Origin of the sequence: Pseudarthrobacter sp. BRE9 (assembly GCF_031844305.1) — a bacterium.
Classification (GTDB): domain Bacteria; phylum Actinomycetota; class Actinomycetes; order Actinomycetales; family Micrococcaceae; genus Arthrobacter.
This window is the reverse complement of sequence record NZ_JAUZUY010000001.1, coordinates 806,244-827,791: the sequence shown is the minus strand read 5'-3', so window position 1 is coordinate 827,791 and position 21,548 is coordinate 806,244. Positions and strand designations below refer to the sequence as shown.

The window sequence follows — 21,548 nt, the reverse complement described above, 5'->3', positions numbered from 1 at the left end:
CGGGGCTGGAGCTCCGGACGGGCTATGGCTTCACGCGTCGTTAGTCGGTCTTGCCGGCGGCTGCTTTAGTGCGACGGCCGCACTGGATGCGGCGTCTAGTCGTGGGTCGGTTCGCCCGTAAGGCGGTGGTCTGCGTGGTTGATCGTTTCACGAATGAGCCGGACCAGGTGCCCGTCATGCAGCGAGTAGATGATGTGCCGGCCGTCCCTGCGGGTATCCACCAGGCCGCTGAGCCGCAGCTTGGCCAAGTGTTGGCTGACCACGGTACGGGGCACGGTGGAGGCCTGCGCCAGCTCCGTGACGGACTTCGGTCCTTCAGCGAGCTGCCACAGCAGGTGCAGCCGCGTGGGTTCGGCGAGCATCCGCAGGGTCCCGGCAGCTGTTTCGAGCAGCTGGGGTCCGGGAGCTACCCGGTGGACCAGCGAAGGCTCGTCAGGCGCGGGGCTGGTGGCGTGCTGCGGTTGGCTGCCCATCCCCTTGCTCCCTGCTCTCGATCGATGTGGCTGTCCGGACGCTGTGCCGGGGCCAGGACAGGAAAGCTCCCGCCGTCCCTATCATTGCAAGAATCAGCAGCGCCAGCGAAGCCGCGCCCAAACCGGCGGCCGCCCCGGCGATGCCGGCCAGCGGGTAGCTGATGATGTAGCAGGCGTGCGAGAGGGAGAACTGGGCCGTGAAAACGTAGGGGCGGGTCTCCTCGGTGGAAGCCTCCCGCAGTAGTCTCGCGGAGGGGGTCAAAATGGTGGAGTTGCCGGCGCCCAGCACAAACCACAGCACCAGCAGCCACCACCACGTCGAATCCCCGGCGGGCAGGAACAACAGCATGGTGGCCCCCGCCAGGGCCAATGGGATTACGGCGGCGCCGGTAAGCATCACCGTCCGGTCGCCCAGCCGTTCCAGAATTCCGGGCGCGGACAGGGCCACCACCATGGACCCGACGCCGAAGCAGGCAAGTGCCAGGGCCAGGTCCGTATTTGGGCGGTGCAGGACCTCCCGCACCACCACCACACTGTTCACCAGCACCAGTGCGGTGGGGGCGGAAACCACCAGGTTCAAGGCGAGCAATGAGCGCAGCTTCCGGTTTCGCCAAAAGATCCGGGTGCCCAGGGTGGTGCGGTGCCAGAGCGATGACGCCCCGCCCTGCTGGACGGGGCCTGTGGCGGGCAGAACCGTCAGGACCACCATCAGCGCGGAGAAAAGGAACCCGCCCACGGTGCCGAGGAACAGGTTGTTGTAGCTGAGGACGCTCAACAGCAGGGCGGCGATGGCCGGGCTCACCAGCGCTTCCATGTCATAGGCCAAACGGGAGAGGGACAGCGCCCGGGTGTAGTCCTTCTCGTCTTTGAGCACGGCCGGGATCAGCGACTGGAACGCCGGCGTAAACGTTGCCGAGGCTGACTGCAGCAGGAAGATCACCACGTAGATCTGCCACGTCTCGGTGATGAATGGCAGGCATAGCGCCATCCCGGCCCGGATCAGGTCCGCGCCGATCAGCACCGGTCTCTTGGGCAGCCGGGCCACCACAGCGTTGATCACCGGGGCGAACCCGACGTACGCGAACATCTTGATGGTCAGGGCCGTGCCCAGAACCGCTCCGGCGTCTTTTCCCGCCAGGTCGAAGGCCAGCAATCCCAGCGCAACGGTCAGCAGCCCCGTACCCAGCAGCGCCACTACCTGCGCGGCAAACAACCGCCGGTACGTTGTATCCCGAAGAACCGAGAGCATCCAAACCCCTCCAAGTGCAAATGTGCGTAGCTGTGCACATAACAATAACCTTGAATGCTAGGCAACAAAACCAGGCGGACGCACTGACTGAAAGAGGCCTTATCAGCGCGCGGATCCCTGGCCATGGCAGCTTCACGGGTCATGGCACCACCCCTCACCGTGGCTCCCGGCCCTGCACTGGACCCATGATTTCCGGCGTCTGTACCCGGGGGTTTACATGAGCCTGCCGGCCATGTTCCTGGGCGCACTGTTGTCTGCCCTGGTTGCGCTGGTTTTCCTGCTGCTGGTGCGCAGGGAACGCCGGGCCGCCGTCGTGGCCACCGCAGCAGGTGCGCGCTTCTGATGCCCATGCTGTGGAATTCCATCCTGAACTGGACCGGAGCCATCGGCCTGTTTTCCCACGACCTGCCGTTCCCGCCGTTTCCGGTCAGCTGGCAGGATACGGGAACAGGTGTCTTTACGCTTGCCGGAACTGCTCTGGCCCTGATGACGGGGCCGTGCAGGCGCGATGCGCCCCGCAGCATTGCGGCAACAGCAGCCGTGACGGCGCTTGCCGCCCTCATCGTGGACGTCTACCTCTACTGACAGGCCGGCTGGAACCCGTTCCGTTGACCCGGGCCAGGGCTACCTTGTCGGCAGCGTCAGGATCTCGGCGCCGTCGTCCGTGATGGCGATGGTGTGCTCCGTGTGGGCAGTCCTGCAGCCCGTGGCGCTCCGAAGCGTCCACCCGTCGTCGTCCGTCACCAGCTCAGCCGTGTCCGCCATGACCCAAGGCTCGAGGGCGAGCAGCAGCCCGGGCCGCAGCTTGAAGCCGCGGCCGGGCCGGCCGGAGTTGGGCACATGCGGGTCCTGGTGCATGGTGGAACCGATGCCGTGGCCGCCGAACTGCGTGTTCACCGGGTACCCCGCGTCGATGAGGACGCGGCCGATGGCGTATGAGACGTCGCCGATTTTGGCATTCGGCCCGGCCGCTGCGATCCCGGCGGCCAGCGCACGCTCGGTCGCCTCGATCATCGCCACGCTGTCCGCCGGCTGTGAGTCGCCCACGATGAAGCTGATGGCAGCGTCCGCGGCAATCCCGTTCTTGACGACGGCGAGGTCCAGGGTCAGCAGGTCGCCGTCGGCCAGGGCGTAGTTGTGGGGCAGCCCGTGCAGCACGGCATCGTTGACGCCCGTGCAGATGTAGTGGCCAAAGGGCCCGCGGCCGAACGAGGGCGCGTAGTCCACGTAGCAGGATTCCGCCCCGGCGTCGGTGATCATCTCCTTGGTCCACTGATCGATGTCCAGGAGGTTGGTGCCTACGGTGGCGCGGCTCTTCATGGCCTGCAGGATGTCAGCCACCAGGGCGCCGGTCTCCCGGGCGCGGGCCACCTCAGGGGGGTTGAGGATCTCGATCATGGGGCGTCCCTCTTCTGCGGCCGATAGCTGTAGGGGCCATCCTATTTCGCCTTTCGCAGGAAGGCGCAAGTGAGTACTACCCTGCCCGATTTCGGGGTTGCCAAAGACATAGATGAATGTAAATATTCACATGTGTCTATGTCTATGGAGTTGACCCCGGTCCAGGCGGTCGCGTGCTGTTCGCCGTTGGCCCGCCAGCCCTTGTCCGAATCGGAAGCGGACGGCATTGCCCCGCTGTTGAAGGCACTGGCCGATCCGGTCCGGCTCCGGCTGATGTCCATGGTCGCGTCGCATGAGGGCGGCGAAGCCTGCGTCTGCGACCTGAATGATGCCTTTGAGCTGTCCCAGCCCACCATCAGCCACCACCTGAAGATCCTGCACGAGGTGGGCCTGTTGGACCGGGAGAAGCGCGGCGTCTGGGTCTACTACCGTGCACGCACGGAAGCGCTGCAGAACCTTGCTGCCCTGATCGGCGGGCAGGCCAAGTGAACGGGCTGTTCCGCCGGGTGGCGGCTGAGTTTGTTGGCACCGCGTTTCTGGTCACGGCGGTGGTCGGCTCGGGCGTGATGGCGTCCAGGCTGTCCCCGGACGACGCCGGGCTGCAGCTTTTGCAGAACAGCCTCGCCACGGGTGCCGCGCTAGTGGCGCTGATCGTGGCACTGCAGCCGGTGTCGGCGTCGTTCAATCCCGTGGTGACCCTGGTGGAACGGGGGCTGGGGATGATCGACTCCAGGACGGCGGCCGGCCTGATCGGCGGGCAGGTCCTCGGCGGCTTGGCCGGGACGGTGGCGGCGAACCTGATGTTCGGGCTGGACGCCGTCGCATTCTCCACGCACCAACGCGCGGGCGTCCCGCTCTGGCTTGGGGAAGTCATCGCCACGGTGGGGCTGCTGCTGGTTATCTTCGGCACGGTCCGGTCGGGCCGTGCGGACCGGGTGGCGTTCGCCGTCGGCGGGTACATCACGGCCGCCTACTGGTTCACCAGCTCCACCAGCTTCGCCAACCCCGCCGTGACCATCGCCCGCACCGTCACGGACACGTTTGCCGGCATCGCACCGTCGTCGGCCCCTGCCTTCATCCTGGCGCAGCTTCTGGGCGGCGCCATTGGATACGTCCTGGTCCGGTTCCTTTACCCAACTCTCGCCATTCCCGCCGTCATCGCGGCTGACCGAAAGGTATTGTCATGAGCCCCAAGCCCTCCGTCCTGTTCGTCTGCGTCCACAATGCCGGCCGCTCCCAGATGGCCGCCGCCTTCCTGACCACCTTGTCCCAGGACGCCATCGAGGTGCGCTCCGCCGGCTCCCAGGCCGCGGAGAAGGTCAACCCGGCCGCCGTCGAGGCCATGGCCGAGGTGGGCATCGACATGTCCGCCGAGATCCCCAAGGTCCTCACCACCGAGGCCGTGAAGGACTCCGACGTGGTGATCACCATGGGATGCGGCGACGAATGCCCGTTCTTCCCTGGAAAACGATACGAGGACTGGGTCCTGGAGGATCCCGCCGGCAAGGGCGTGGACTCGGTCCGGCCCATCCGCGACGAGATCAAGACGCGCGTCGAAGCCCTGATCGCCTCCCTGATTCCCGCCGTCCCAGCGCAGGCCTGAAAGGTGGACAGCATGGCACCGTCCGCGTCCCTTCCCGTGGCCGTCATTGGTGCCGGGCCCGTCGGCCTGGCCGCGGCCGCACACCTGCTCGAACGCGGGCTGGAACCCCTCGTCCTGGAAGCCGGGCCCACGGTGGGCGCTGCGATCCGGGAGTGGGGCCATGTGCGCGTGTTCTCCACGTGGAAGTACAACCTGGACGCTGCCTCCGTGCGCTTGTTGGAACGCAGCGGCTGGGAAGCCCCACGGCCCACAGCGTTGCCGTACGGCGCCCAGATCGTGTCCGATTACCTGGAACCGCTGGCGGCAACACCGGAGCTCAAAGACCGGATCAGGACCGGGGCCAGGGTTGTCGCGGTCAGCCGGCAGGGCATGGACAAGGGCCGCAGCCAGGGCCGCGACGAGGCGCCGTTCCTGCTGCGGATAGTGCACGACGGCGGGCAGGTCACCGAGCTCTTGGCCCGCGCCGTGATTGATGCCTCCGGAACCTGGACCATGCCGGCGCCGTTGGGAGCTTCCGGGCTGCCGGTTCCAGGGGAGGCAGCAGCCCGTGCTGCCGGGCTGGTCACGCGGCCCCTGCCGGACGTTTCCGCCGGTGGGTTTGCCGGCCGCCGCACCCTGGTCATCGGCTCCGGCCACTCTGCCGCGAACATGGTCCTGGACCTGGCCCGCCTGGCCCGCGCCAACCCGGGCACCGAAGTCCTCTGGGCCATCCGCGCCGCCACGCCTGCCCGTGCCTACGGCGGCGGGGACGCCGACCAACTGCCCGCCCGCGGCCAGCTCGGCGCCCGGCTGCACACCGCCGTCGAAACCGAGGCCGTCCGGCTCCTGACCGGCTTCCACACCACGGGACTCGAAACCTATAACGGCGACGTCACCGTGCACGCCGCTGACGGCCGGAGCGTTGACGTGGACCGGATTATCCCGGCCACCGGGTTCCGCCCCGACCTGTCCATCCTGTCGGAGCTGAGGCTTGACCTGGATCCGGCGGTTGACGCGCCCAGGGCCCTGGGCCCGCTGATCGATCCCGACTTCCACAGCTGCGGCACGGTTCCGGCCCACGGTGCCAAAATCCTGGCACAGCCGGAAAAGGACTTCTACCTGGCCGGCGTGAAGTCCTACGGCCGCGCGCCGACCTTCCTTATGGCCACCGGCTACGAACAGGTCCGCTCCATTGCCGCGGCCCTGGCAGGTGACGCCGAAGCCGCGGACGCCGTGGAACTCGAGCTGCCGGAAACGGGGGTGTGCTCCACCAGCATCCCCACCGGCGCCGGTGAGACCGCTGAGGACACCTGCTGCGGAGGCCCGGTCCCGGTGCCCGCGACCATCGGCTTCGCCACAGGCCTCCAGCACGGCCGCACCAGCGAATCGGTTCCCTTATAGGCTGTGCGTTCCAGCCCAGTTACCCGCCAGCTGTCCCGGCATGAAGGCCGCGCCGCGCTGATAGCCACGGCGTGTTTCCGGGGGAACCGAAGAGTAACTGGGCCGGAACGCACGGCGGCTCACGGCGCGGACGGGTCCCCCCAGTTGATACCGATGGAACGGCCGCGGGCAAAATGTGCGTTCGCGATGTCATTGACTTCGCGAAGGCTCTTCCCCGGGTAGGCCAGCCGGATCCATTCGTAGTCCCACTCCTGCATGTCCCGTACACGGCCGGCCTGCTTTTCGGCGCGCATGTGGGCTGCAAGGTCGTCCCCGCCAAGGACCTGGCGGGGCGGGGTCATGACGGGCTGCGGCTTGGGCGGGGGCACCCTGGCCGGACGGGGCGGGGCCTTTGCCGTGTGCACGAGTGCCACGGTCAGCGCAACCACGCCCGCAGCAATCACGAGGACCCACCAGTACTTAATGATGAGGGCAATGACGATGAGGGCGAGGAAGGGGGCACACCCGATGCTGCCGCCGCCCTTGCTGCCTGAACGGCGCCTTTTTGCTGCCATGGTGCGGTATCCAACTTGTCTCGACATGTTGACGGAACAAGTTCACTCTGGCACCGGGTTGGCGCCCTGTCATGAGTATTTAGTACTCGATTGTGGGTGCCGGAGTATGGGGAGAGCCCGAGGTCAGTCGGTGATGTCGGTACTGGTGCTCAGCTCCTGCCACTGCTCGAGCTCCGCGCGCTGGGCCTCGGCCACCTTGCCGAACGCGCCGAAGGCGTCCGTGCCCAGGACCAGCAGGCCCGGCGGGTTGGGGGATTCGACGACGGCGATGATCGCCCGGGCGGCCTTGTCCGGGTCACCGGGCTGGTTGCCGTGCGCGGTGTCATGTTCCTTGCGGCGCTTGCCGGCCGTGTCCGCGTAGTCGTCGATCGCCGTCGAGGACTGCGTGAGCGAGCGGCCCGCGAAGTCGGTCCGGAAGCCGCCGGGTTCGATGGCGGTGACGTTGATGCCCAGCGGCTTCAGCTCATTCCGCAGCGACCCGGACATGCCCTCCAGCGCCGCCTTCGTGGCCGCGTAGTAGCCCGACCCGGTCGGCGTGATCCGGGCGCCGATGGAGGAGATGTTCAGGATGGACCCGGCCTTGTTGGCGCGCATGCCCGGCAGAACTGCCTTGATCATGTCCACCGCGCCAAAAAAGTTCGTGTCGAACAGCCGCCGGATGTCGCCGTCGTCCGCTTCCTCCACGGCGGCGCGGTAGCCATAGCCGGCGTTGTTGACCAGCACGTCGATGCTGCCGAACTTCTCCTCCGCCTGCTTGACCGCGGCGCTGATCTGCGCCTTGTCGGTGACGTCCAGGGGAAGCGCCAGCGCGGTGTCCGGGAAGCCGGCCGTGACGTCCTGCAGCGTTTCCACGTTCCGGGCGGTGACGACGGCGTTGTGCCCGGATGCGAGCACGGCTTCCGCCAGTGCCCGGCCAAGTCCAGTGGAGCAGCCTGTGATGAGCCACGTTGCCATGGGTGTTCCTTTCATAGGGGGCGGGAAATGAGGCGCGGCGCGGGTTTAAGCCCGGTGCCGTCGTCGTGCCTGTGCCGTCAGCTCGTGGGCGCCGTAGCTGTTGTCGTCGGGGTTGACGGTGTCGCCCGGGCCGACGAGTTCGTCGATGCGGTCCAGTACCTCGGGGGCCAGTTTGGTGTCCGCAGCCGGAAGGTAGGACTCCAGCTGCTCCATGGTGCGCGGCCCGACGATGGCGGAGGTGACGCCGGGGTGGTTGATCACGAACGCGAGGGCGAGCTCGATGAGCGTGACGCCTGCCCACTCGGCCACCTGGGCGAGCTCCTCCACGATGTCCAGCTTGCGCTGGTTGGCGGGCTGGGTCATGTCGAAGCGGGCGCTGGGGCGGGCACTGGAGGTGGGCCGGGACGCGGAGTCCTTCCGCCACCGGCCGGAGAGCCAGCCGCCGGCCAGCGGGCTGTAGGTGAGGGTGCCCATCCCGTGGCGCTGGACCGTGGGCAGCACGTCCTCCTCGATGCCGCGGACCAGGATGGAGTAGGGCGGCTGCTCGGTGACGAACCGCTCAAGGTTGCGCTCCCTGGCGGCCCACTGGGCTTCCACAATCTGCGAGCCGGAGTAGGAGGACGAGCCGATGTAGCGGACCTTGCCCTGGCGGACCAGGTCGGTGAGGGCACCCAGGGTTTCCTCCACGTCGGTGTCCGGGCTGGGCCGGTGTACCTGGTAGAGGTCGATGTGGTCCGTGTTCAGCCGGCGGAGCGAGTCCTCCACTGCGCGCATGATCCAGCGCCGGGAGCCGCCGCGCTGGTTGGGATCGTCCTCGTTCATGGGCATGAAGAACTTGGTGGCCAGGAAGACGTCGTCGCGGCGGCCTGCCAGGGCCTCCCCGACGATTTCCTCGGAAGCCCCGCCGGAGTAGACGTCCGCGGTGTCGATGAAGTTGATGCCGGCGTCCAGGGCGTGGTGGATGATGCGGGTCGCGTCGGCGCGGTCATTGTTGCCCCACGGGCCGAACATCATCGCGCCGAGGCAGAGGGGGCTGACCTGCACGCCGGTGCGGCCGAGCGGGCGGTATTCCATGCTGGTTCCTTGTCTTTGCGGGACGGGTCTAGGCTTCGGGGATGACCATGGCGAACCGCTCGGGGCGGGCCACGTCCGGGTCCGGGCCGCTGCGGACGCCCGTGTCCAGGGCATCGATGGCAGCCAGCTCAGCGGCAGTGAGCTCGAAGTCGAACACGTCGAAGTTCTCGGCGATGCGCGACGGGTTGGTGGACTTGGGGATGGCGGAGCGGCCCTGCTGCAGGTGCCAGCGCAGCATCACCTGGGCGGGGGTCTTGCCGTGGGCCTGCGCGACGGCGGCAATCGCCGGGTCCCGCATGACGTTCTTCCGGTTCTCGCCCCACCCCGGGTAGAACGTGATGCCGCCGATGGGCGACCACGCCTGGGTGAGGATGCCGTGCTCGGCGTCTGCCGCCTGGACGTTCCGCTGGGCGAAGTACGGGTGCAGCTCGATCTGGTTCACAGCCGGGACCACGTCGGTTTCCGCAAGCAGCTGCTGCAGGTGGTGCGGCATGAAGTTGCTGACGCCGATGGCCCGTACCCGCCCGTCCTTGAGCAGGGTTTCCAGCGCCTTGTACGCGGCGATGGCCTTTTCGAACCGGTCCGGGGCGGGCTGGTGCAGGATGAACAGGTCCAACTGCTCCACGCCCAGCTTGCCGGCCGCCTTATCCCACGCGTGCAGCGTCTCGTCGTAGCCGAAGTCGCTGACCCACACCTTCGTCTCGATGAACACCTCGGAACGGTCCAGGCCGGAGCGGCGGATGCCTTCGCCCACTTCCCGCTCGTTGCCGTATGCGGCGGCGGTGTCGATGTGCCGGTAGCCCACCTCGAGCGCGGTCTGGACGGCCGCCGTCGTTTCTTCCGGGGGACTTTGGAAGACGCCCAGGCCGAGCGCGGGCATTGTGATTCCGTTGTTGAGCGTGAGTTCCATAACCATGCCTTTCACGGTATTGGGATGCTGAGGTTTGTGGGAGGGGCAGCCAGTCCCTCCTTCGCTTGACGCGGCGGCGGTACCGTGGACGCCATGACGAACAGCGATGACGTGCGGAAGTTCCTCTCTTCCCGCCGTGCCCGGCTCACGCCCGAGGAAGCCGGACTGCCTGCGTACGGCGGCAACCGGCGCGTCGAGGGCCTGCGCCGGGAGGAGGTGGCCATGCTCGCGGGGATGAGCATCGACTACTACATCCGGCTGGAGCGGGGGAACCTGTCCGGCGCCTCGGACAGCGTCCTGGAGGCGTTGGCCCGCGCGTTGCAGTTGGACGACGCCGAGACCGCCCACCTGTTCGACCTGGCCCGAGCCTCCACGGCCGCCCCGCGCGTGCGGCGCAAGCGGAGTCCGCAGACGGTGCGGCCCAGCGTGCAGCGCGTCATCGATGCGATCACGACGGCGCCGGCCTGGGTCCGCAACGACCGCGGCGATGTCCTGGCCTCCAACGAGCTGGGCCGGGCCCTGTACCTGGACATGATGGCCGACGGCGGCACGCCGCCCAACAGTGCACGGTTCACCTTCCTGAGCCCGAAGGCGCGGGAGTTCTTCGCCGACTGGGAACGGGCCGCGGACGATATCGTCGCCGTCCTGCGGTCCACTGCCGGGAAGAACCCGTACGACAAGGACCTCTCAGACCTGATCGGGGAGCTCTCGACGCGCAGCGAGGAGTTCCGCACCCGGTGGGCCCGGCACGACGTGAAGTACCACCGCGCCGGCCGCAAGAAGCTCCACCACTCGATCGTGGGGGACCTGGACCTCACCTACGAGGCGCTTGAGCTCCCCGCCGATCCCGGGCTGCGGATCAACATCTACACCGCCGAACCGGGAACCCCGTCGGAGGACGCGCTGAAGGTCCTGGCCAGCTGGGCCGCGACGCAGCGGGCGGCCGGGGCCGGGGCGCCGGCGAGGGAGACGGCCACCTGAATCCCGTCCCGCGCTGCGCCAACTCATTTCCGACCCGCATAATCCCGAGTGCTACCCAAATAACGGGAGCGGAAAGGACTATGCGCCTCACTGGCGGTTTTGTGCGTCGAAAATGGCAGAGCGCGTACGACGGCGGCCCACACCGGCCGCTGCCAGCTTGCCTTCCAGCTTCCCCGACTTCAGGTCGGCCCAGTCCCACCGCACCACGTTGATGCCCAGGGCACGGATCCGGTTCTCCCGCTGCTTCTCCGCCACAACAGCTTGGGAGGCGGTCTGGCCCTTGAGGAACTCGGGCTTGAGGTACTTTTCCTCGCCATCGAATTCGCCTACCACCCTGGATTGCTTCCAGTAGAAGTCGGTGTAGCCCGCCAGCCCGGCGGCGTCGGAAAACCGGTGTTGCAGGACCGGGGCTTCGAAGCCGGCAACATGGATCAACGCGCGGCTCCAGGATTCGCCGGCGGACCCGGAAGCGGGATCGGCAAAGGCAATGGCCGCACGGATCCTGCGGCCAGCAGCGGCGGAGTAGATCGATCCGATCCCGCTCTCCAGGTCGGTCTTGGTCAGGGCGGGCAGACTCCGGACCGGGTCCGGCCGGAGCACATGGTCCAGCGGCGCGATGGCCTCGGTGAAGGGAATGAACGCCGCCAGGTCAAGGACAGTGCGGATGCGGTCGGTGACCAGGAGGCCTTCCACCGTGACCACCGCTAAGCCAGCCCGCGCCGCGAAGTGGCGGCTGACTCCGGCACGTGACCTCCCGCCGTCGTTCTTAAAAGTCAGTGCCTGGACATGATGATGAAGGCCGATGGTGGGGATTCCCCAAACGCTGGCGGCGGAATGACGCGCGAAAATTGTGGTTTTTTCGAATGTCTCCGCGGCGGCCTGGATGCGGAGTCGGTACTGCTCCCATGGCTTCAGCGCCCTCCACGTCGGTCCGTCAACATAAACGCCGTGCCGGATTCGAACGAGTGCGCCCGACTTCACACGCCTGGCGAGCTCATTCGCACCAGACCGTACAGGGTGCGGTCGCGGGACAACAAGAGGCGTGGAAGGTCTGGCATATACCTAAGCTGGCTGACAGCCGTCCTAGCCGGTACCGCCACTCCCTGCTATGTGGAAATGTGGCTGCGACCTGGGGGTTCTTTCCCGATGCGCATATTCCCTAACGCACGCAAAATATGGCCTGCGTGAAGGAATCTGGGCGTCGAAGATGTCTTTCCAGGGCGGAGGTCCAGTGCGGCCGGGCGCTACGGCTCCGGAGTATCCTCGGCCAGCCAGGCCATCGCCTCGTCCATTGAGGTGAAGAACCGCGTGGGGTGCACCGGTTTGTGCCGCCCGGTGTAGAAGCCGGCCAGGGTCTGGTCAACGGGGGAGGTGCCCACCACGGCCGCGCGGGTCACGGGCCAGGGACCGGCGAAAGCTTTCAGGGCGCCTTGATCTATCCAGGCCAGGCCCGTCATTTCCACCAGCAGCGGTAGGGTTCGGCCGGCGCTGAGTTCCCTGGCTTTCTTCATCAGCGTCTTGGCGTCGCGTTCGGTGACCACGTCACCGGGCACCCACTTCAGGTGCAGCAGTGCGCCGGAGAGCTCGATGGTTCCGGTGACGTTGTCATCCGCTTGGTCTTTCATGCCTTCTACTGTGCTGCTGATCCGGGGGACACACCAAAAGCCGGCAAAAATGCCGTACTGACGCTCCTTCCAAAACGGCGCTACCTTTTTGTCATGGAACGCAGGGCCGTACCCGAAGATATCGATGCGATCTGCAGTGGTCTGCCTGAGGTCGAGCTTGGGGTTTCCTGGGGCGACCGGCCGACGTACAAGGTGCCGCGCGGACCTAAAGGGCGCGGCTTTGTGCTGTACCGGGCACCCCACAAAACGGCTGTAAATCCGGACACGGGCGAGCTGTTCGCTGACCTGCTGGTCATCGTCGTCCCCGATGATTCCGCCAAGTCAGCCTTGGTCGAGGACCCGTCCGTGCCGTTTTTCACCGTCCCGCACTTCGACGGTTACAACGCCGTCCTGGTGCAGGAGTCGCGCCTGGGTGAGATTTCACGCGATGAACTGGAGGAGATCCTCATTGACGCCTGGGCTGCACGGGCACCGAAAAAGCTGGTCGCGGAGTTCTTCGCGGACCAGTGAGCGCTCGGCGGCGGGTTTGCCCAGGAAACGTACGACGGCGGCAGGCTAGGTCCCGGAGGTGAAAAAGTCCCTGAGCTGGGTGGCTATGGCCGCGGCGGAGACCTGGTGGGTTTGCCCGTCCAGGATCCGGTGTTCACTGCCCGGGATGGCCCCGGCGATGGCCTTTTGTCCCTGAACCATGGGAGCGGCAGCTTTTCCGCCCACCATGACGAGGGTGGGCACGGTGACCTGCCGCAGCCTTTCCAGCGGGGCCACGAAGTCGTTGGTCACCCGGGCCTCGTAGGGCAGGGTGTTCGCGGCGGCGGTTTGCTTTTTCCATACGCCGGGCATGAGGCGCAGCAGGTAGGGCAGGAAGGCCGGCGCCCCCACCATCTTGACCAGGAAGTAGGACACGGCGCTGCCGCGCTTGCCGTCCCTGAGCAGGGCCTCCAGGTGCTCACGGTGGCTGCCGGGCGTCCCGTCCGCGCCCTGGACGCCGGTGTAGGGGGCCTCGTAGGTGGCCAGACGCCGCATTGGCACTCCCGCTGCGGCCGCTTCGAGGGCCAGGGCGGCGCCGGAGGAGATGCCGTAGACGTACGGGCTGCCGCCGGCCTCATTCAGCACTGCCTGCAGATCCTCGATCTCCCGTTCGGTGGCGTAGGGCATCGTTTCGCCGCTGTCACCGCGTCCTCGGCGGTCGTAGAAATAGACGGTGAAGGCATCCTTCAGTTCATTCGCCAGGGCACGTGCCGGCCCGAACGTCCGGCCGCAGAAGGCGCCGTCCACCAGGACAAGGCTGGGTCCGGTCCCCATCCGCTCAAGGCTGAGGGCGGTGCCGTCGGGCGACAGGACGTTGAGGACCGTGCCTGCTTCTTTGGTGTTGGTCATCGCGATGCTCCATTCAGTGGCAGGTCGAGGTGGTGGAAGGAAGCTGCTGTACCGCTAGGCGGCCAGGTGGAAGGTGTCCGCGAAGCGGTAGAGGAGTTTCCCCTGCCCGCTCAGGACCTGGATCACTCCGGTCTCGATCGCGTGGTCGGGTTCTATTTCGCCGGAGATGAGCCGGCGGATTCCCGGCCCCGTGGCGAAGGCGAGGTCGGCCAGGCCATCACCACGGCTCACGTCCAGGGTCGGGCCATCCACCCGGATCAGGAGTTCGGTGGAACCGAAGTGCGCTGCGTAGGCAGTCGGCGGGAGTGTGGCCGCCACGTCCGGGCGGAACGTGGTGCGCAGGTCAATGGTCATCGAATCCGGGGTGATGATCTGTTCCTCGCGGGGGTCGCCCATGGCCTTGAATCCCCAGGCGCCCAGCGCGAGAATAACCGGTTCCAGCTCGCGGCCGTACGGCGTGAGTTCGTAGACGATCACGCGTGAGCGGGGCGCGCGCCGGATGACGCCGGCCGCCTGGAGTTCCTTGAGCCTGGCGGCCAGGATGTTGCTCGGGATCCGGGGCAGACCCGCGGCGAGCTCTCCGTAGCGGCGCGGCCCCACCAGCAGGTCGCGGACGATCAGCAGGGCCCACCGTTCGCCCACGAGCTCCATGGCATGCGTGATGCCGGAGTACTGCCCGTAGTCGCGTGCGGCCATGGACCTCAGGCCTGCTGGTTCATGAAGGCCTCGGGGCCTTGTTCCGCGGCGGCCGGGTCCATGTAGCCGAATTCGAGGATGTTGCCGTCGGGGTCGGTGAGCTGGCGCTGGTACATGAAGCCGTAATCGGAGGCCGGCTGTGCCTCGGAACCGCCAGCAGCGATGCCGCTGGCCACGCTGGCATCCACTGCCTCCCGGCTGTCGAGGAAGACCGCTGTGGACACCGACACCGCGGTTGAAGGATCCCCGATGGGCCGGTTAGTGAAGGTCTGGAAGTACTCGCGGACCAGGAGCATGAAAAAGCTGTGGTCTTCTTCCACCACCACGCAGGCCGCGTTGTGGTCCGTGAAGAGCGGGTTGATGGTGAACCCGACTGCCGTGTAGAACGCCTTGGCGCGCTCCAGATCGGTCACCGGCAGGTTGACGAACATTGCGGTCATTGTGGTCTCTTTTCCCAAGAATGGTTCGGATAGAGCTGATACTTGCAAAAAACAAGTGGCCCGTCAAGACCCTGACTAACAGGGGTCAGGCCCGGGGCGAGGGGCAGTTCGAGCCGCCGACCGTTGGCACCACCAATGTGTGGATAGACTTCATGCCGATCGCATCATCAACCTTCCGGAGCGAACAGCATGAGCCAAACCCACAGCATCGCCGTCATCGCCGGTGACGGCATCGGCCAGGAAGTGGTCCCCGCCGCGATCGAGTGCCTGGACCGGGTGGCCGGGGTCTACGGAATCAGCCTCGACTATGAGCACCTCGACTGGGGCTCGGACTTCTACGTCCGGCACGGCCGCATGATGCCGGCCGACGGCCTGGAACGGCTGGGCCGGCACGAGGCGATCTTCCTTGGCGCCGTGGGCAGCCCGGAGATTCCCGACGCCGAAACCCTGTGGGGCCTGCTCATTCCCATCCGCCGCGAGTTCCAGCAGTACATCAACCTACGGCCGGTCAAAACGCTCGACGGCGTGGCCTCGCCACTGGCGTCCCGGGAACCTATCGACCTCCTGATCGTGCGCGAGAACAATGAAGGCGAATACTCCGAAATCGGTGGCAGGATGTTCCGGGGCCTGCCTCAGGAAGCGGCCGTGCAGGAGACGGTGTTCACCAGGATGGGAATCACCAGGGCAGTGCATTTTGCGGCCAAACTGGCCGCATCCCGCCGCGGGCTCCTGACCTCCGCCACGAAGAGCAACGGCATCATCCACACCATGCCGTTCTGGGACGAGGTGGTGGCCCAGACCGCGGCCGAATATCCCGGCGTGGAGCTGTCCTCCGAACTGGTGGACGCGCTCGCAGCCCACCTGGTACTCAAGCCTTGGACCCTGGACGTGATCGTGGCCTCCAACCTGCTGGGGGACATCCTTTCGGATCTGGGCAGCGCCGTCACGGGCTCCATCGGGGTGGCTCCCAGCGCCAACCTGAATCCGGAGCGGCAGTTCCCTTCGCTGTTCGAGCCCGTCCACGGTTCCGCGCCGGACATCGCCGGCCAGGGCCTGGCGAATCCCGTGGGGCAGATCTGGTCGGGCGCCATGATGCTGGAGCACCTGGGCCACGCGGCTGCGGCCTCGCACCTGCAGCTGGCCTTCGAGGCGGCGCTGCGGGACGGAGCGGGGACCCGGGACGTGGGCGGGACGTCCTCCACCAGGGAGTTCACCGACGCGGTCCTGGGGCAGATCGACATCCTGCCGCGCCGGTAGGTACCGGCGCGGGCACCATCAGCATGCAGTTCCGGGTGAGGGACTACGGGTGCTCCACCCAGCAGGCCAGGATGGTGGTGGAAAGCTGGTAGGCGAGTGCGTTGCGCGTGATGCTGTCCGGCCCCAACGTGGCGGGGAGGCCTGACGCGTCTACGTGCAGCACGAAGCTGTCCTTTTGGAAGACGGCGGACCCGTCGGCGGTTTCGTAGGCCGGGAAGCCTAGGTTAGCAAGGCCTTCGATGGGTGTAGCGCCCTTGGCCAAGGCCTGCATCGCGTCGAAGTACTTGAGCGCTGATGCCTTGTCCGCCGCCTCCTGAACGGAGATGACCAGCGATCCTTCAGCCAGGTGGTAGGTACAGGTGAAGGTGCTGTCGGCCCAGCTATTGATCGTGTGGGGGTCGGAGACCAGCTTCAGGATGGAACGCAGTCTCTCCTTTGGCTGGTCACCGCAGACCATCAGGGCGGCGGCACTGGGCCCGGCCGCCGTCGTGCCCTGTGACGGCCGTTCCTGGCTGTGATGCCCTGCATGGCCGGGTGTCGAAGTTGCTGCAGGCGGCGCCGACGTCGAAACGTCCGACGGTGCGGTCACGGATCCTGCGGTGGTGGCGCATCCTGCGAGCAGCAGGGACGTGATACCAATTGCGGCCAACGTGCTTTTTCGGTTCTTCATGTCCAGTCCATTCGCACCAGTCCCGCTCCCCGAAGGGGCGGCAGTTTCGGGTGTCAGGCTTTGAGTTTGGCGTAGATGACGTAGTTGTCGTCAAAGAGTCCGGTGGCGGGGTCGTAGCCATCGCAGGTGATCAGCCGGAGTTCGGCTCCGGGGGTGTTGCCGTAGACCTCAAGGGTGGGGAACGCGTTTTTCGGGTACAGGGCGCCGTGGTCAACGGTGAACACGGCGATGCTGCCGTCGGTCCGCGAAACGCTGATCTCGGCCCCGGGAGTGAGCTTGCGGAGGTCCGCGAATACGCCCTTGTGGCCTCCGAGGGCGTTGACGTGGCCCAGCATCACTGAGGGGCCGCGCTCACCGGGGGTCGGGGAACCGCTGTACCAGCCCGCGGGGGCCCCGTTGCCGGTGTCCTGCGGGACTTGGAGCGAGCCGTTGTCCTCCAGTCCCAGCTGGAGAAGGTCCGTTCGAACCCCGATCGAGGGAATGGTCAGGGTGACCGGAGCCGAAGCGCCCAGCACGCCCGGGAGCTGCGGCGCAGCCGGGACTTCTGCAGCAGCGGGTGCTGCGGCGGCAATAGTGGGGGACGGAACGACGGCGGCACTGGACGCCGCCGGCGAAGTGGCCGCCCGTGAGACGGACGCGGATGGTGCCGATCCGTCGTCGGGCGTTGTAGCCTGCCCGGCGGCGCAGCCGGCCAGGGAAAGCGCGAGCAGAACCCCGGCCGCCGTAGAGGCCCCGAGACCTCCACGGCGGCCCGGATTCCTGGTTGTCACAGTAGTGATCCGTTCAGCTTTGGCTTAGGCCGCTGCGTTCCGGCGGCGGACGGCGTAGGCGCCGCCGGCGAGGGCCACCAGGGCCAGTCCTCCGCCGATGGCGAGGGCTCCGGTGTCGGTGCCGGTTTCGGTGGGAACGCCGGTGTTAGCACCGCCGGCGGGCATCTTCATCTGTCCCGCAGTCAACGTCCCGCACAGGGCAGGGGAGGTGGCGGCCAGTGGCAGGGAGGGGACCAGATCGCTCTTGGCGGCCTGGCCTGCTGCGCTGAGGGTGGCGGGGTCAAGGCCGTGCACCACAACCACTGCGGTGCCGGCGTCGAGGGCTGCCTTGGTGTCGGCGTTCAGTTCGAACGTGCGGTCAATGGTGTAGGAAGCCCCTTGTCCGGCGACCTTCAGGTCAAGGCCTGCTGCCGGGCTGGTGTCGCCGCTGGTGGAGAGGGTGGTGACGATGCCACCGTAGGACGGTGCGCCTTCGGTGGTGGAGACGACCTTGTCGCCGTCCTTGTCCGCTGAAGGGTCGGGGCAGGTGCCCTTGGCGCCGCCGTGGATGTGCTGGACGTGCGGGTACGGGGCGTCCATGAAGGTAGCGGGCATGCCCGAGACCTTGAGGACGACGTGGGCCTGGTTGCCCTTGACGTCCAGGGTGACGGTGCCGGATCCGGCGCTGCCGTTGATTTGCTTCAGCGTGGACTGGTAAGAGCCGTCGGCAGCCATTGCAGGGGAACCGGACAGGGCGAGAGCGGCGAGGGCAAGGGTGGGGACTGCCATAAAGCGAAGTGACTTGTTCATTGGGAAAATCTCCTCAAACACGCGCGTGAGATGTTGGTGTCCCCAGGGAGGAGACACTAGTACTTCGCAGCGCGCCAGACAGCGGATGGGTGCGGACGTGGCCTAATTCACATGCCGCTCGTTGCGGGCCTGCTCCTTCGCAGCAGGCTGCCTACTCCATGCACGCTATTCGTTACCCCTACTGCCACGGATGGTGTTGTCAGTTGGCCACGGTGAAGGGGATGACTGTCATCGTCGGCTGCCCCCAGTGTCCGGCGCGACGGTCCTCCTGCTGCCTCCGCAGGGCGCGCTCCTACATTCGGCCAGAGGCAAGGTCGGCGTCGGCATCAGGGCCGGTGCCGCTGCTTTCCTGGGAGGTTAGTGACGGTGCTGGCTCTTTGTTGGAAGCCTGCATGGAGCGCCATCCTGCAACCCCTGCTGCTGCCAGCGCCGAGAGCCCGCCGATCCACCACCAGATCCTGGCCGCCGATCGAGGAGCCTTGGCCGGGACGGTGGCAGCTTTCGGTCCCACCCGCCTCAACCGTTCCTGGACCCGGGGAGTATAGGTTTCGACACCCCCGGCAAGTTCGTCCGCCAGGCGGCGCAGGAGCGTCTGGAGGCGCGGGGAAGCGGTCTCAATGCCGGTATCCAGTCCTGCCACCGCTCTCTGGAGCGCAGCCTGTACCCCAGGGGTGGCCCATTCCCTGCCCCTGGAGAGCTGATTCAGAAGGTTCTCGGAAAGACGGTGGGCGTGTTCGGTTTCGGTGAGTGGTTCTGCTGTGCGCATGGATGTCTCCTTTGAGGATGGGTGACCACAGCGTAAGGCCTGCAGAATCGGGGAGACAGGGTCTTTGGAATTAAGGGGTATGGGATTGGGTAGAAGCCCCATTTTGTGGAGAGCTGGCGGCGGCTGGGGTAGGCGTTCGCAGTCTAGGGCGAACACCTTCGCCGCCAGCTCCCGGTACCACCCTACGATCTGACCTACCTCAGGGTGAGCACCAGTTTGGGTGCCAGCGTGCTGCCTGCCTCCTTGGAGTTGAGGTCCAGGCCGTCGCTGCTGCCGGAGTCCAGGCCCAGTGAGAGCTGCTGGCCGAGTTCACCCGAGATGCCGCTGACCGTGAGCGGAATGCTGTAGCCGGTGTTGATCGTTGTGGGGCCAAGTGTGCCAATGGCAGTGGTGCCCAGTGCCGGACGGGTGTTGTAGGTCATCCCGCCCTCGGTCCAGGTGTCATCCGTGACCAGCTTGATGTTCTGCTTGCCCGTCGACGCGTTTCCGGCGCTTTGCAGTTGCAGCGTTGCACTTTCCAGGGTCCTGCCCGCATAAGGCGACAGGTCGAACTTCAAATAGCTGTATTCCACCGGGCTGAAGTTGTCCACGCGCAAGACCGCGCTGGTGCCATACCCCGTCCCCGGCGCCGCGCTTGAGACATAGGTGTCAGCGGTGGCTGTGAGCGTGACGGTCTCCGGTAGACCGGGGCTTGGGGCGGCGGCCGTGCTGAAGGTCCACACCTTGTCGGACGCCAGCGGATTTCCGGCAGCGTCCTTCACCCCACCGGAACCGCCCCTGATCGTCGCGGTGTATGTGGCGCCCGCCGCCAGGTCGGCGTCAGGGTTCAACGTCGCGAGTTTGTCAGTGCTGTTGTAGGTCACGGTGGCCGGCACCGTCGTGGTCCCTGCCGTCAGCGTGAACGTGCCGGGCGTGACCGTTGACGGATCGATTGCTTCCGAGAAGGACGCTGTCGCATCCGCCGTCACCGCAACTCCCGTTGCGCCGGAGGCCGGAGTTGAAGCGGTCACCGTGGGAGCCGTTGTATCAATACCGCTGCTGTCGTAAAAGTGCCAGTACCGGCTGGTGGCGTTGACGTCCGCGATTACCAGCAGCCCGCTGTTGGCCGTACCCCGCGCGGCGCTGTTGAGGTTTTGCTTTGTGGACGTGACGTTGTGGACATACTGGTCGGAATCCGCGATGCGTGCGGTCTTTGCGGTGGTGAAGTTGATGTTGTCCAGCGGTGTGGACTTCTCATAGATGGCGCCACCAGAGCTGGTGCAGACCCCGGCGTTCGTGGTGCCGTCAGGCTTCGGATAGGTGGCGAAGGTACGGAGCATTTGTGTGCCCTCGTCAATGAGGACGATCACCCGGTTGGGGCACTCGGACACAGCCGCGATTGGGTATGCGGTCCACGAGGTGCCATTCAGTGCCAGCACTTGGATGAGCGGCTCAGAGGCCGTGATGAACGACGTCTTGACGGCGGCGAAAACCCGGCCGCCCGACGAGTCCAGCCACTTCAGGTTCATGTGGTCATCGCTGCTTCGCTGCCCCGACACCGCCGCGACAGGATCGGTCCAGGCCGTGTTAGGAGCCCCGTCGACGTGGTAGCTCCAGTACATCCCGTCGGTGGCGTCGCCAACCTGCCGGCTCCACATCAGGCCCATCTTGTTCCCGTCGAAGGCGATCACGGCAGACGTATCATCCACGGACACGTTGCTCAACGCCGCGGGATGCGTGAACGGGGTCCCCCACGTCTTGCCGTCGGTGGCGGTGACGTTGAGGTAGATCTGGTTCCCTTGCTGCCAGGTGGCCCATACCCGGCCCGTTGAGTCCTTGTCGATGGTCAGGACCTCAACTTTGGAGTTGTTGATTTGCGTGGAACTCAGCAGGGAGTACGTCTTCTTGGCCGGGTCGTAGCTGTAACGCCGCATGGTCGTCGGGAAATTAGGCTCAGCCGGCAGGCCGTCGTTGACGAAGCGGTAGCTGGCAACGTTCAACGTCGCCCCGTCCCACAGCACATCATGATGTGTGTTCGCCCGCGCATCTATGACCACACCTGTATCGACCCAGGAGCTCGTCGCGGGATTGAACCGGAAGATATGGAATTTTGAGCTGGTCGGGTCCCACAGGTTCCCCCACCAGATCCCGTCATTGAACCACAAGCCGCTCGTCGCCCGCTTTGTGCCCGTTGGTGACGCGGTCCCCAAATGCGAAGGTCCCTCAACTCCAACATCACCCGGGTCTGCCGAGGCTGAAACCGGTACCGCCAGAGCAGCCAGGGCAAGCAGCACCGCTGTCAGCAACGCCTGGAGCCGCAGAACCCGCAACCGGCGGACCGGAAGAGCCGCCCTGCGACCGGTTGGCCACTTCAGGCCAGGCCAGGAAGGCATGGGGCTCCGGCCACGTTCGTTCACATGAAGGAATGGAAAATCTCGCAACATTACTCCCGGAGTTGAACGTGGATCCTGGTTTCATTCAGTGTCAAAAGCCAGATGCATCGTGGACCGATGGTACGGGCCGCTCACAGTTCAACACCCGAGTAACGGGTACCTGCATACACGCAGACAAGACACCTGCCCGGGTACAGTCCCAGCCGGTCC

At 66.3% G+C, this 21,548-nt stretch carries 26 protein-coding genes; 9 read left to right on the top strand and 17 right to left on the bottom strand.

What is annotated here, in order from left to right; genetic code table 11:
• Window positions 1–95: 95 nt before the first annotated feature.
• Both Q9R31_RS03875 and Q9R31_RS03870 read right to left on the bottom strand, forming a co-directional pair.
• Window positions 96–473, bottom strand: coding sequence for a metalloregulator ArsR/SmtB family transcription factor (locus Q9R31_RS03875; protein ID WP_311261406.1), 378 nt, complete (start codon window positions 471–473; stop codon window positions 96–98).
• Complete coding sequence (locus Q9R31_RS03870; protein ID WP_311261405.1) at window positions 433–1,722, bottom strand: MFS transporter; 1,290 nt, start codon at window positions 1,720–1,722, stop codon at window positions 433–435. The genes Q9R31_RS03875 and Q9R31_RS03870 overlap by 41 nt, the downstream gene beginning before the upstream one ends.
• A gap of 217 nt (window positions 1,723–1,939) precedes the next feature.
• Here Q9R31_RS03870 and Q9R31_RS03865 point away from each other — a divergent pair, with 217 nt between their 5' ends.
• Complete coding sequence (locus Q9R31_RS03865) at window positions 1,940–2,065, top strand: hypothetical protein (RefSeq protein ID WP_311261404.1); 126 nt, start codon at window positions 1,940–1,942, stop codon at window positions 2,063–2,065.
• Between the two features lie 5 nt (window positions 2,066–2,070).
• On the top strand, window positions 2,071–2,307 hold the full coding sequence (locus Q9R31_RS03860) for a hypothetical protein (RefSeq protein WP_311261403.1): 237 nt from the start codon (window positions 2,071–2,073) through the stop codon (window positions 2,305–2,307).
• A gap of 39 nt (window positions 2,308–2,346) precedes the next feature.
• Here the strand turns inward: Q9R31_RS03860 and map are convergent, their stop codons facing one another.
• Entirely contained in the window at window positions 2,347–3,120 is a 774-nt protein-coding gene (gene map, locus Q9R31_RS03855) for a type I methionyl aminopeptidase (protein ID WP_311261402.1), read from the bottom strand.
• A 138-nt stretch (window positions 3,121–3,258) separates the two neighbouring features.
• Between map and Q9R31_RS03850 the strand changes: the two genes are divergently transcribed.
• Genes Q9R31_RS03850 through Q9R31_RS03835 form a run of 4 tightly spaced genes read left to right on the top strand, consistent with a single transcriptional unit; the run spans window position 3,259 to window position 6,103 of the window.
• A complete protein-coding gene (locus Q9R31_RS03850) occupies window positions 3,259–3,609 on the top strand; it encodes a metalloregulator ArsR/SmtB family transcription factor (protein WP_311261401.1) in 351 nt (116 codons plus the stop codon).
• Complete coding sequence (locus Q9R31_RS03845; protein WP_311261400.1) at window positions 3,606–4,307, top strand: aquaporin; 702 nt, start codon at window positions 3,606–3,608, stop codon at window positions 4,305–4,307. The genes Q9R31_RS03850 and Q9R31_RS03845 overlap by 4 nt, the downstream gene beginning before the upstream one ends.
• Complete coding sequence (locus Q9R31_RS03840; protein ID WP_311261399.1) at window positions 4,304–4,723, top strand: arsenate reductase ArsC; 420 nt, start codon at window positions 4,304–4,306, stop codon at window positions 4,721–4,723. Before Q9R31_RS03845 ends, Q9R31_RS03840 begins: the two co-directional genes overlap by 4 nt.
• A 12-nt stretch (window positions 4,724–4,735) precedes the next feature.
• Window positions 4,736–6,103, top strand: coding sequence for an FAD-dependent oxidoreductase (locus tag Q9R31_RS03835; protein WP_311261398.1), 1,368 nt, complete (start codon window positions 4,736–4,738; stop codon window positions 6,101–6,103).
• Between the two features lie 119 nt (window positions 6,104–6,222).
• Here Q9R31_RS03835 and Q9R31_RS03830 read toward each other — a convergent pair whose 3' ends face one another.
• The 4 genes from Q9R31_RS03830 to Q9R31_RS03815 all read right to left on the bottom strand — a co-directional run bounded on the left by Q9R31_RS03830 (window position 6,223) and on the right by Q9R31_RS03815 (window position 9,595).
• A complete protein-coding gene (locus tag Q9R31_RS03830; protein WP_311261397.1) occupies window positions 6,223–6,657 on the bottom strand; it encodes a hypothetical protein in 435 nt (144 codons plus the stop codon).
• A 123-nt stretch (window positions 6,658–6,780) separates the two neighbouring features.
• Window positions 6,781–7,611: an oxidoreductase gene (locus Q9R31_RS03825; protein WP_311261396.1), complete on the bottom strand. Its 831-nt coding sequence runs from the start codon at window positions 7,609–7,611 to the stop codon at window positions 6,781–6,783.
• A gap of 45 nt (window positions 7,612–7,656) precedes the next feature.
• Window positions 7,657–8,685 (bottom strand): aldo/keto reductase, encoded by a 1,029-nt coding sequence (locus Q9R31_RS03820; RefSeq protein WP_311261395.1) that lies wholly within the window; start codon window positions 8,683–8,685, stop codon window positions 7,657–7,659.
• A gap of 28 nt (window positions 8,686–8,713) precedes the next feature.
• A complete protein-coding gene (locus Q9R31_RS03815; RefSeq protein WP_311261394.1) occupies window positions 8,714–9,595 on the bottom strand; it encodes an aldo/keto reductase in 882 nt (293 codons plus the stop codon).
• Between the two features lie 93 nt (window positions 9,596–9,688).
• Between Q9R31_RS03815 and Q9R31_RS03810 the strand changes: the two genes are divergently transcribed.
• Window positions 9,689–10,576 (top strand): helix-turn-helix transcriptional regulator, encoded by an 888-nt coding sequence (locus Q9R31_RS03810; protein ID WP_311261393.1) that lies wholly within the window; start codon window positions 9,689–9,691, stop codon window positions 10,574–10,576.
• An 87-nt stretch (window positions 10,577–10,663) separates the two neighbouring features.
• On the opposite strand, the gene Q9R31_RS03805 is transcribed toward Q9R31_RS03810, so the two are convergent.
• Both Q9R31_RS03805 and Q9R31_RS03800 read right to left on the bottom strand, forming a co-directional pair.
• Complete coding sequence (locus tag Q9R31_RS03805; RefSeq protein ID WP_311261392.1) at window positions 10,664–11,278, bottom strand: hypothetical protein; 615 nt, start codon at window positions 11,276–11,278, stop codon at window positions 10,664–10,666.
• A gap of 542 nt (window positions 11,279–11,820) precedes the next feature.
• Window positions 11,821–12,201 (bottom strand): STAS/SEC14 domain-containing protein, encoded by a 381-nt coding sequence (locus tag Q9R31_RS03800; RefSeq protein ID WP_311261391.1) that lies wholly within the window; start codon window positions 12,199–12,201, stop codon window positions 11,821–11,823.
• A 93-nt stretch (window positions 12,202–12,294) separates the two neighbouring features.
• Between Q9R31_RS03800 and Q9R31_RS03795 the strand changes: the two genes are divergently transcribed.
• Entirely contained in the window at window positions 12,295–12,711 is a 417-nt protein-coding gene (locus Q9R31_RS03795; protein WP_311261390.1) for a hypothetical protein, read from the top strand.
• 45 nt (window positions 12,712–12,756) lie between these two features.
• Here Q9R31_RS03795 and Q9R31_RS03790 read toward each other — a convergent pair whose 3' ends face one another.
• Genes Q9R31_RS03790 through Q9R31_RS03780 form a run of 3 tightly spaced genes read right to left on the bottom strand, consistent with a single transcriptional unit; the run spans window position 12,757 to window position 14,714 of the window.
• Window positions 12,757–13,578, bottom strand: a complete 822-nt coding sequence (locus Q9R31_RS03790; protein WP_311261389.1) for an alpha/beta hydrolase — start codon at window positions 13,576–13,578, stop codon at window positions 12,757–12,759.
• Between the two features lie 54 nt (window positions 13,579–13,632).
• The gene (locus Q9R31_RS03785; protein ID WP_311261388.1) at window positions 13,633–14,274 is read right to left on the bottom strand and encodes a winged helix-turn-helix transcriptional regulator; all 642 of its coding nucleotides are present in this window, start codon (window positions 14,272–14,274) and stop codon (window positions 13,633–13,635) included.
• A gap of 5 nt (window positions 14,275–14,279) precedes the next feature.
• On the bottom strand, window positions 14,280–14,714 hold the full coding sequence (locus Q9R31_RS03780) for a VOC family protein (protein WP_311261387.1): 435 nt from the start codon (window positions 14,712–14,714) through the stop codon (window positions 14,280–14,282).
• Window positions 14,715–14,903: 189 nt separating this feature from the next.
• On the opposite strand from Q9R31_RS03780, the gene Q9R31_RS03775 reads away from it, so the two are divergent.
• On the top strand, window positions 14,904–15,971 hold the full coding sequence (locus tag Q9R31_RS03775) for a tartrate dehydrogenase (protein ID WP_311261386.1): 1,068 nt from the start codon (window positions 14,904–14,906) through the stop codon (window positions 15,969–15,971).
• Window positions 15,972–16,014: 43 nt separating this feature from the next.
• Here the strand turns inward: Q9R31_RS03775 and Q9R31_RS03770 are convergent, their stop codons facing one another.
• The 5 genes from Q9R31_RS03770 to Q9R31_RS03750 form a co-directional block, all read right to left on the bottom strand.
• Window positions 16,015–16,641 (bottom strand): hypothetical protein, encoded by a 627-nt coding sequence (locus Q9R31_RS03770; protein ID WP_311261385.1) that lies wholly within the window; start codon window positions 16,639–16,641, stop codon window positions 16,015–16,017.
• A 53-nt stretch (window positions 16,642–16,694) separates the two neighbouring features.
• Window positions 16,695–17,411 carry a sortase domain-bontaining protein gene (locus tag Q9R31_RS03765; protein ID WP_311261384.1) on the bottom strand — a complete coding sequence of 239 codons (717 nt, stop codon included), beginning with the start codon at window positions 17,409–17,411 and terminating at the stop codon, window positions 16,695–16,697.
• A gap of 24 nt (window positions 17,412–17,435) precedes the next feature.
• A complete protein-coding gene (locus Q9R31_RS03760) occupies window positions 17,436–18,200 on the bottom strand; it encodes an LPXTG cell wall anchor domain-containing protein (RefSeq protein WP_311261383.1) in 765 nt (254 codons plus the stop codon).
• A 292-nt stretch (window positions 18,201–18,492) separates the two neighbouring features.
• A complete protein-coding gene (locus Q9R31_RS03755; RefSeq protein ID WP_311261382.1) occupies window positions 18,493–18,966 on the bottom strand; it encodes a hypothetical protein in 474 nt (157 codons plus the stop codon).
• Window positions 18,967–19,160: 194 nt separating this feature from the next.
• A complete protein-coding gene (locus tag Q9R31_RS03750) occupies window positions 19,161–20,966 on the bottom strand; it encodes an Ig-like domain-containing protein (RefSeq protein WP_311261381.1) in 1,806 nt (601 codons plus the stop codon).
• Window positions 20,967–21,548 lie beyond the last annotated feature (582 nt).